This is a genomic window from Caulobacter sp. CCH9-E1 (assembly GCF_001556515.1).
Lineage (GTDB): Bacteria > Pseudomonadota > Alphaproteobacteria > Caulobacterales > Caulobacteraceae > Caulobacter.
The window spans coordinates 24,000-32,877 of sequence record NZ_LSJA01000263.1; the positions used below are offsets into that span (position 1 = coordinate 24,000).

Genomic DNA, 8,878 nt, shown 5'->3' on the forward strand with positions numbered 1-8,878 from the left:
GCTCACCACCTCGCTTTAAGCCCGGCCAGCCCGGCGAAAACAGCGTACGCGCTTGTGGATTTCGCAACCGCGAACAGCTTCCCTGTATGTGAATGGCCTTCTCGTCGCGAATATCGGCGCAAAATGGCGTTCGGATAGATGAACACGCGGGCGTTGAAACGTATCCCCGCATCTCGCGCTTACGTCGATTAGGGCATTTCACATCTGGATTTGATCGGGACACGATCGACTACCGATCAGCGGTCGTCGAAGGCGATTCGTGGCGTCCACGGGCCGACAACCGGCGAGATCCTGCCCAAACAACAAATCTCGCCCGCCCGACCCGACGACGCCGCGGCGGCGACAGCCCGAAGATCCCTTCAAGGGCGCCCGGAATAGATCGCCCCGCGAAGCTCATGAGCTTCGAGCAACGCACCCGTTATTCAGGAGGAAGTGGCTGGGGAACTAGGACTCGAACCTAGAATGACGGTACCAAAAACCGCAGTGTTACCATTACACCATTCCCCAGCAGGAACGGCGAGACCCATCAGGGCCCGGCGAGGCGGTGGAGATAGCTCACGACTCGGATGGATGCAACAGGCCTTTTTCGAACTTTTTTCGGGCCGTCGCGCGATCGTCGAAAAAGGCGCTTGCGCCCTCCGAAACACCCTCCTATAAGGCCGGCCTCCAAGTCGGAGTGTGGCTCAGTCTGGTAGAGCACTGCGTTCGGGACGCAGGGGTCGCAGGTTCAAATCCTGCCACTCCGACCATTTCCTCCCCGCTAGCCAGAAGCGGGAAACTTGCCGGAAAAACAGAACACTAGCGGCCAGCGCCCCGGCGCCGCCGCCAATCTTGCGTGAAGCCGAACAGCGTTGCGCGCTCTTCATTTGGAACCGTCCGCGACACCGGGTAGCTTGTGCCGGACACCTCCCAACGGGACTTCCGATGAAGCAGTTCTTCCTGACCGTCGCCGGCGTCTTTGTCGGCCTTCTGTTGTTCGTGGTCGGAGTTCCGTTCCTCCTCGTCGTGATCGCCGCCGGAGCGGCGCGCCCCGCCCCGCCGCCGGCCCACGCCGTCCTGCAACTGGACCTGCGCGAGGGCCTGACCGACCAGGCGCCCCGGAACCCGTTCGCCGCCCTCGGCGGAAGCGGCGACTCCGTGATGTCGATCATCGAGACGCTGCGACGGGCGGAAAAGGACGACAAGGTCCGCGCCATCCTGGTGCGTTTGCCCGAAGGCGGCGTCGCCCCCGCCGCGGCCGACGAGCTGCGCCTGGCCTTCAAGCACTTCCGCGACGTCGGCGGCAAGCCGATCTACGCCCATAGCCAGGGGCTCTATCCCTCGGGCATGGTCACCTCGACCTACATGCTGGGCGCCTCGGCCAGCGAGCTCTGGATGCAGCCCGACAGCAGCTTCCAGGCGGTTGGCCTCTCCAGCGAGTCAATGTTCTTCAAGCGCTTCTTCGACAAGTACGGCGTCAAGGCCGACTACGAGCAGCGCTACGAGTACAAGAACGCGGTCAATCCGTACCTCTATAATGACTACACGCCGGCCCACCGGGAATCGACGTTGTCGTGGATGGGCTCGGTCTATCGCACCGCCCTGGTCAGCGCCGCCGTCGATCGCAAGCGCGATCCGGTCCAGCTGACCCGCACGCTCGAGGACGGCCCCTACAGCGCTCAGGAGGCGCAAGCCAAAGGCCTGATCGACAAGGTCGGCCAGGTCAGCGACATCCAGGCCTTCGCCCTCGACAAGGCGGGCAAGGGCGCCAAGCTGATCGACTTCGACGACTACGCCTCGCGCTCCAAGCCGCCGGCCGTGAAGACCGGTCCGGCCATCGCGGTGATCGGCGCCGAGGGCGCGATCGTCACCGGAACCAGCGGCGGCGGCTCGCCGTTCGGCGCCGAGAGCAACGTCTATTCCGACGACGTGGCCCAGGCCTTCAAGAACGCGACCGACGACAAGGACGTCAAGGCGATCGTCTTCCGCGTCTCCTCGCCCGGCGGCTCGGACACGGCCTCCGAGCAGATTCTGGCGGCGATGAAGGCCGCCAAGGCCGCTGGCAAGCCTGTTGTCGTCAGCATGGGAACCTATGCGGCCTCTGGCGGCTACTGGATCTCCAGCCAAGCGGACTCGATCGTCGCCCAGCCTTCGACCCTGACCGGCTCGATCGGCGTCTATGGCGGCAAGTTCGCCATCGGCGACGCCCTGGCGCGGTTCGGCGTCGACACCAAGCAACTTCATGTCGGCGGCGACTACGCCCAGGCGTTCGGTTCGGGCGACGGCTTCACGCCCGAGCAGCGCGCCAAGTTCGCCGGCTGGATGGATCGCATCTACGCCGGCTTCGTCACCCGCGTGGCCGAGGGTCGCAAGCTGCCCGCCGCCCGGGTGCGCGAAATCGCCAAGGGTCGCGTCTGGACCGGCGAGCAGGCCAAGCAGCTGGGCCTGGTCGACGAGCTGGGCGGCTTCTACCAGGCGGTCGACAAGGCCAAGGCTCTGGCCAAGCTGAGCGGCGACGTGCGCCTCAAGCGCATGGACGGCGGCCCCTCGCCCTTCGAGGCGCTGGAGAAGCTGTTGGGCGTCAGCGAGACCTCGGTCAGGACGCTGGCGGCCGCCGCCTGGGTGCTGGGCGATCCCCGCTCGCAAGCCCTTCTGGACGAAATGGCCAAGGCCCGCCTGCGCGCGGCGCCCGGCGGGGCGTCGGTGCTGGCCGACACGCCGGTGCGGTAGATAGAGTGATCGTTCATGACGGTCGCCGCGCTCGCCTCGGCCGTCGCTGTTTTGACACGCCGAGTTTGAGCCTTTCATGACCCTCACCACCGCCGATCCGTTGGCTCAGGCCGTGCGTCGGCTGCAGGCGGGGGACCGCGCCGGCGCCGCGTCCGTCGTCGTCAAGCTAGCGGCCGAGGATGCGCCGCTGGGCGACCGATGGGGCGATGTCGCGCGGCTGGCCGCCACGCTTGGCGAAGTCTCGGCCGCCCGAGCGGCCATGCGCCGGCACGTCGCCATGGACCCCTACGACACCGAACGACGGCTGGCCTACGGCGCGATGCTGGCCGAGCTTGGCCACGTCGCGGGCGCGGTGAAGGCGACCGAAGCTTTCCTGCCCAACGCCCCCAAGCCCGACGCTCGCCTGCATCACCTGCTCGGCACCTGCCATGCCCAACTGGGCGAGACCGAGAAGGCCGAAGCCCGCCTGCGCGAGGCCATCGCCCTGTCGCCATGGCCGGAGTTGACCGCCGTGGCCTGGCTGACCCTGGCTGACCTCAAGAGCTTCAAGGCGGGCGATCCGGACATCGCCGCGATGGAGGCCCTGGCCGCGGCGCTCGACAAGGCGGTTCCCAGCGCCCTGCTCTACGCGCTGGGCAAGGCCTATAACGACCTCGGCGAGGTCGACCAGGCGTTCGAGACCTACGAGCGCGGCGCGCGGCGCGTCCGGGCGCAGCGTCCCTATGACGGCGACGCCTCGCGCCGCTTCGTCGACGCGGTGATCTCCGGCTTCACGGCCGAAGCTTTCGCCAAGCTGCCGCCCAGCGGGATCCAGAGCGACCGGCCGATCTTCGTGCTGGGCCTGCCGCGCTCGGGCACGACGCTGATCGAGCAGATCCTGGCCAGCCATGTCGATGTCGTCGGCGGCAGCGAACTGAACCTGTTCCGCACAGCGACCATGGATCTGGGCGGCTACGCGCCCGCCGATGTGACCCGGATGGCCTTCCGTCCCGACGCCGCGGACGTCTGGACTCGTTTCGGCGAGGCCTATCTGCATCTGCTGGACGAGCGCTTCGGCCCCACAGGCCGCGTCGTGGACAAGACCCTGAACCACACCCGGTTCGTCGGCCTGATCCATCACGTCCTGCCCAACGCTCGCTTCATCTGGCTGCGCCGCGCGCCGGGCGATGTGGCGCTGTCGTGCTTCCGCAGTCACTTCGCCGCGGGCCTGGACTGGACCTGGTCCCTGGCCGATATCGGCTGGCACATGGCTGACGAGGATCGGCTCTACGCGCACTGGACCAGCCTCTATCCAGACGCGATCCTCACCGTGCCCTACGAAGAGCTCGTCGCCGATCCCAAGCGCTGGATCGAGCGGATGCTCACCCACTGCGGCCTGTCGTTCCAGGAGAACCTGAAGGACTTCCACCTGACGCAGCGGGCCGTGACGACCTCGTCGGTCAGTCAGGTGCGCCAGCCGATCAGCGCCCGCGCCGTGGGCCAGTGGAAGCGCTACGAAACGCTTCTGGCGCCGTTCTTCGAGGCCTACGGCCAGCCGGCATAGCCCCACCTTTCCGCAGCATAGCCACGCGGCGGCGTTCAGGCCGCCGTCGCCAGCGGCGCGTCGCCTGTCGTGACGCCAAAAGAAAAGGGCGGGCCTTGCGGCCCGCCCTTCCCTTTTTGGATGTGATCTAGTCTTCCGAATTAGAAGACCAGGTCGAAGCCCAGACGCACCGAGCGCGCGGGCATATACGACAGCGGCGAGCGGTACTCGTCGCGCTTCACGCCGCCGTCGGTTTCGCCGAACTCGTCGGACTCCACAGCCTTCCGCGTGTTGAACACGTTGAAGATGTCCGCGCGCAGCGTCAGGCCATTTTCCGGCAGGATGCCGAAAGACGGAACGGTGTAGCGCGCCGACAGATCGAGGCGGTAGATCCAGGGGTCGCTGAACTGCGAGCCGCGCGGCGTAGCCTTGCCCTCGCAGTAGTGCGACAGCGCGCCGTAGTTGGCGTTAAGCGCAGCCTCCGCCGGGTCGGGATTCAGGCCCATGCAGCCATACTTGCGACCCGACGAAATTAGCCCGTTGGCGCCGATCAGCAGGTTGTCGAACACCTGGTACGAACCGTAGGCCTTGAACACGTGCGCCCGGTGGTTCGGCAGCGGACCGTAGGCCCCCTGGGTCAGGCCGGGGGTGTCGAAGTCGGCGGTGATGCCGGCGTCCTGCTGGCCGCCCGCGTAGTCGGTCTTCACGTAGCCTTCGTAGTTACCCTTCGATTCCGAGAGGGTATACGAACCGTGCATCGACCACTTGCCGTCGAAGGCGCGATCGACCTGGAACTGCAAGCCGATGTACTGGCGGTCGACCTTCGGATACTTGAGATCTTCTGCCGAGAAGGTGATCGTGCGCACCTGGGTCTCGCCCGGCAGCGGATCGGTCAGGACGATCGTCGCCGCCGAGCCCGGGTTGATGATCGTGTACTGGTGGAAGCCCGAGTAGATCGACTCGCAGCCGGCGATGCCGTTCTTCTTACAGTAGGCCTGAACCGCCGGGTCGATCGACACGTCGTCAGCCGCGCGCAGCGACTTGCGGTAGGTCAGCGTGACGCCGCCCTTCCACAGCGAGTCGAAGCGGTGCTCGTAGCCCAGGATGTATTCGTCGTCGGCCGTCGACTTCAGCGTTTGGCTGATGTTCGAGGCGAACGGCTGGACCTGGCCGTTGTTGCGGATGGTGCAGCCCCGCGAACCGACCGCGCCGATGCCGCCTGGCAGACAGATGCCCGGGTTGAACGTCAGCTGCGTGCCCAGGCCAGCCAGCGGCAGGCCAGTAGCCGGATTCAGCAGCGCCGTATTGATCTGGTTGCCGTTGTAGAGGGCCGTGCCAGCCGGCAGCAGGAAGTAAGCCGTCTGGTCGAGAATGGCCGAGGCCTGACGATACGAGGTGTTCGACGCGACCGGCAGATAGTAGCGGCCATAGTTGCCGAAGATCTTGTTGGCGCCGTCGTTACCCGGATCCCACGTGAAGCCGACGCGGGCCGCGATCTCGTTGTCGAAATCGACGAACACATCACCAGTCTTGCCGGAGACGCTGACGCCGCGGTTCTGGAACTGGTCGCGACGGACGCCCAGGTTCAGGGTCAGGGTCGGCAGAACGTCCCACGAGTCCTGGATATAGATCGCCTGGTTGCGGGCCTTGTAGGCGCCGCCGCCGACGAACGTGCGGGCTTCGATATAGTAGCGGGTAGGATCGGTCACGCCTTGCGAGTCGGTGGCGCTGCCACGGTGATAGACGTAGTTGGCCCCGCCGTTGCGCTGCGACTGGTGAACCAGGCTGAGGTTCTCCCGATCGAAGCCGGCACGGATGTGGTGATCGCCGAACAGCTTGAAGTAGATGTCGGCGTCGACGCGGTAGAATTCGCGGCTGGTGCGGCGCGGAGCGTCCTGGTTCGACGAGGTCTGGCTACCGATCCGGGTCGTGACGCCGGTGACGTCAGACTGAACCAGCGGCAGCGAGCTTAGCGAATTCTTGACGGCGCTGCGGTCCTTGTTCAGGCCGTAGGCGGCCGAGAGGGTGAACCAGTCCGTGAACGTGCCAGTATACTTGGCGACGTAGCTGGTGGCGCCGTCTTCGTAGCGCGTGCCCGGCAGCGCGGCGCCGATCGTGTCGGTGCCGGTCGCGGCGTCGTAGGTGTATGCGTTGGCCGTGCGCTTGGTGATGCGCTGGGTGTCGATCAGCGTGAACTCAAGGTGCTGGCTGTCGGTGATGAAGCCGTCGAGCTTCAGGCCGTAGAACGGATCGCTCATCTTGTCGACGAGGTACGACTTCGAGGTCTTCGACGCCTGGGTGGACGTGTTGTCGTTCAGTTGCGCCAAGCCGTAGAAGAACAGACGGTCCTTGATGATCGGGCCGCCGGCCTCGAACACGATGTCCTTGTTGTTGGTCGAGCGCAGCTTGCCGCGGCTCGCATAGGTGTCCTTCTGGTTTTCTTCCAGGCTCTTGGGCGACCAGTTGCCGTGCACGCCGAACATGAAGTCGTTCGAGCCCGACTTCGACACGGCGTTGATGATGCCGCCGGTGGCGCGGCCATACTCGGCCGAATAGCCGCCAGTCTTCACTTCCACCGACTTGTAGAATTCGAACGGGACGCGCGAACCGCCGATGTAGTTGTCGAAGTTCGTGATGTTCAGACCGTTCAGGTAGAACGCGTTTTCAGCGACCGAGGCGCCGCTGATCGAGGTCTGGCCGCGGAAGTTGGTCGAGGAACCTTCCACCGTGCCCGGCGCCAGCAGCGCCACGGCGGTGATGCTGCGACCGATGGGCACTTGCTTCTGCAGCGTTTCGACGTCGATCGAGAGGCCGGTCGTGGTCTGCGAGAAGTCGAGCTGCGGGTTGGCGGTGGCCGTGATGATGACTTCCGAAACGGCTTCGTCAACGGCGCTCAGGGTGAAGTTGTAGCTGCTTTCGCCGCCGGCGCGGACGCCCAGGGCGCCGTCGCTGGTCGGCTTGAACCCGTCCTTGCTGATCGAAACGGCGTACGAGCCTTGGGGGATCAGCGGCACGCGGAATTGACCGGCGCTGTCGGTCGTCAGTTCACGGGTGAAGCCCTGAGCCGTGGACTTCACCGTGACCTTGGCGCCGGAGATCGGCTGGCCGCTGCTGTTCGCGACGGTCCCCGACAGGGTGCCGCTCGTATAGTCCTGAGCGCTGGCAACGGCCGGAATGGCCGTCGCGACGACGCCGACCATGACAGGCGCGCCGATCGCCGCCAGCCCCGCCAGCAACGTCGTCGTCATCAGGCGCGCGCGGGCGCTACCTTTGGTGGAATTCATGCTGATCAATATCCCCTCTGTACGTGGCGCGGGCGGCAAGCCGGACAAATTCCCCTCTAGAAACTTTGTCCGGCCTGGAGCGGAAAACCGCCTAACGGCGCCACCAGATCATTCGTGTCCCGGAAACAATTTCCCCGGTTAAGCGGACGTTAGGGGGCGTCCCAGTCGGGGGTCAATTAGGATTACAAATTTGCAATTCACATCACCTGAGCCTGTCGCAAAATAGCCACAGAAGAGACACTTTTCGAGAGATCGGCGATCACTTGATCTCTGCAGTAGCGCTAAGCTTAACCGTAGCGCGGGGAAATCATCTGATTTACTTCAGAAATTCGGAATCTGATAACAACGGTTCGTGACGCGCGCGTCACACGAGAAATGCGCCATAAAGTTCCCCAAGGCAGTTGACATCAGACAGAAATGCCCCGCACCGGCTCGATTTACGTGAAACTTTTTTAACAAGCCGCGCCACCATCGATTAACTCACCTATACTCGGCGCTACTTTTGAGGGCGCCCTGTGGGTGCGGGTGACCATTGTCTAGGCGCTGCCTCGCCGCGAAGATGTGTCCGCGACGGACGGCGTCGCGCTAGTCAGTTCGGCGGAGCCATGAGCGATTTTCGACGCGTCACCGACTCTCTTTCGGTCAGCCCTCAGGTCACGGAGGCCGATATGGCCCGCGCCGCGGCTGAAGGATTCGTTCTGGTGATCAACAATCGCCCGGACGGCGAGGACCCCAGCCAGCCGGCGAGCGCGGCGATCGAGGCGGCCGCGCGGGCGGCGGGCTTGGACTATCTCTATGTCCCCGTGCGCGGCGGCCCGACGCCGGATCAGGTGGAGACGGTCCGAGACGCCGTCGAGGCGGCGAACGGTCCGGTGCTGGCCTTCTGCCGCTCGGGCACGCGCTCGATCGTTACCTGGTCGATCGGCCAGGCCCTGGCCGGCGCGGATCGTCAGACGCTGGTCGAGCAGGGCCTGAACGCAGGCTACGACCTTTCGGGCGTGCTGCCGGCTTAGAAGGCGACCGCTTCGCGCGCGGCCATCGGCGTCGGTTCGGCCTGGCAGCTGGCCAAGGCGAACTGCGCCAGCATGATACAGAGAACGGCGAAGGCCGCGCGCTGAAGTCGTTTTGAAACAAAAATCGCCGCGTCCGTCGCCATGATCCTGTCCCCCTGGGATACTTGAAGGACCTCAGCGCAAGACCGGCGCCGCGATCAGGCCCGAAACCGGAGCGACCGCATGATCCCCTTCGTCCGCGAGCTGGCGTTCGAGTATGGCCGCTGCGACCAGGTCTCGCCGCTGATCCGGCGGGTGATCGCCCGCAATCCCGGCCCGTTCACCTATACGGGGACCGGCGTCTACATCGT

Annotated in this window: 5 protein-coding genes, 2 tRNA genes and 1 pseudogene; 5 read left to right on the plus strand and 3 right to left on the minus strand. The window is 65.2% G+C overall.

Annotated elements, in window-relative coordinates; genetic code table 11:
- Window positions 1–433: 433 nt before the first annotated feature.
- Window positions 434–507: transfer RNA gene (locus AX690_RS14925), tRNA-Gln, on the minus strand.
- 165 nt (window positions 508–672) lie between these two features.
- Between AX690_RS14925 and AX690_RS14930 the strand changes: the two genes are divergently transcribed.
- The 3 genes from AX690_RS14930 (at window position 673) to AX690_RS14940 (ending at window position 4,252) form a co-directional block, all read left to right on the plus strand.
- Window positions 673–749, plus strand: a tRNA-Pro gene (locus tag AX690_RS14930).
- Between the two features lie 175 nt (window positions 750–924).
- Window positions 925–2,709 carry a signal peptide peptidase SppA gene (sppA, locus tag AX690_RS14935; protein WP_066687258.1) on the plus strand — a complete coding sequence of 595 codons (1,785 nt, stop codon included), beginning with the start codon at window positions 925–927 and terminating at the stop codon, window positions 2,707–2,709.
- A gap of 76 nt (window positions 2,710–2,785) precedes the next feature.
- On the plus strand, window positions 2,786–4,252 hold the full coding sequence (locus tag AX690_RS14940; RefSeq protein ID WP_066687257.1) for a sulfotransferase: 1,467 nt from the start codon (window positions 2,786–2,788) through the stop codon (window positions 4,250–4,252).
- A gap of 140 nt (window positions 4,253–4,392) precedes the next feature.
- On the opposite strand, the gene AX690_RS14945 is transcribed toward AX690_RS14940, so the two are convergent.
- On the minus strand, window positions 4,393–7,515 hold the full coding sequence (locus AX690_RS14945; protein WP_066687246.1) for a carboxypeptidase regulatory-like domain-containing protein: 3,123 nt from the start codon (window positions 7,513–7,515) through the stop codon (window positions 4,393–4,395).
- 605 nt (window positions 7,516–8,120) lie between these two features.
- Here AX690_RS14945 and AX690_RS14950 point away from each other — a divergent pair.
- On the plus strand, window positions 8,121–8,528 hold the full coding sequence (locus tag AX690_RS14950; RefSeq protein WP_066687244.1) for a TIGR01244 family sulfur transferase: 408 nt from the start codon (window positions 8,121–8,123) through the stop codon (window positions 8,526–8,528).
- On the opposite strand, the gene AX690_RS22975 is transcribed toward AX690_RS14950, so the two are convergent.
- Window positions 8,525–8,671: a hypothetical protein gene (locus tag AX690_RS22975; RefSeq protein ID WP_156449687.1), complete on the minus strand. Its 147-nt coding sequence runs from the start codon at window positions 8,669–8,671 to the stop codon at window positions 8,525–8,527. The two genes, AX690_RS14950 and AX690_RS22975, sit on opposite strands and share 4 nt — an antisense overlap.
- 79 nt (window positions 8,672–8,750) lie before the next feature.
- Between AX690_RS22975 and AX690_RS22980 the strand changes: the two are divergent.
- A pseudogene (locus tag AX690_RS22980) lies at window positions 8,751–8,878 on the plus strand (MBL fold metallo-hydrolase); the annotation flags it as partial.

Excerpts from the sequence above, each read along its gene's own strand:
- AX690_RS14950 (WP_066687244.1), top strand. The coding sequence starts at position 8,121 with ATGAGCGATTTTCGACGCGTCACCGACTCTCTTTCGGTCAGCCCTCAG.
- sppA (WP_066687258.1), top strand. The coding sequence starts at position 925 with ATGAAGCAGTTCTTCCTGACCGTCGCCGGCGTCTTTGTCGGCCTTCTG.
- AX690_RS14945 (WP_066687246.1), bottom strand. The coding sequence starts at position 7,515 with ATGAATTCCACCAAAGGTAGCGCCCGCGCGCGCCTGATGACGACGACG.
- AX690_RS22975 (WP_156449687.1), bottom strand. The coding sequence starts at position 8,671 with ATGGCGACGGACGCGGCGATTTTTGTTTCAAAACGACTTCAGCGCGCG.
- AX690_RS14940 (WP_066687257.1), top strand. The coding sequence starts at position 2,786 with ATGACCCTCACCACCGCCGATCCGTTGGCTCAGGCCGTGCGTCGGCTG.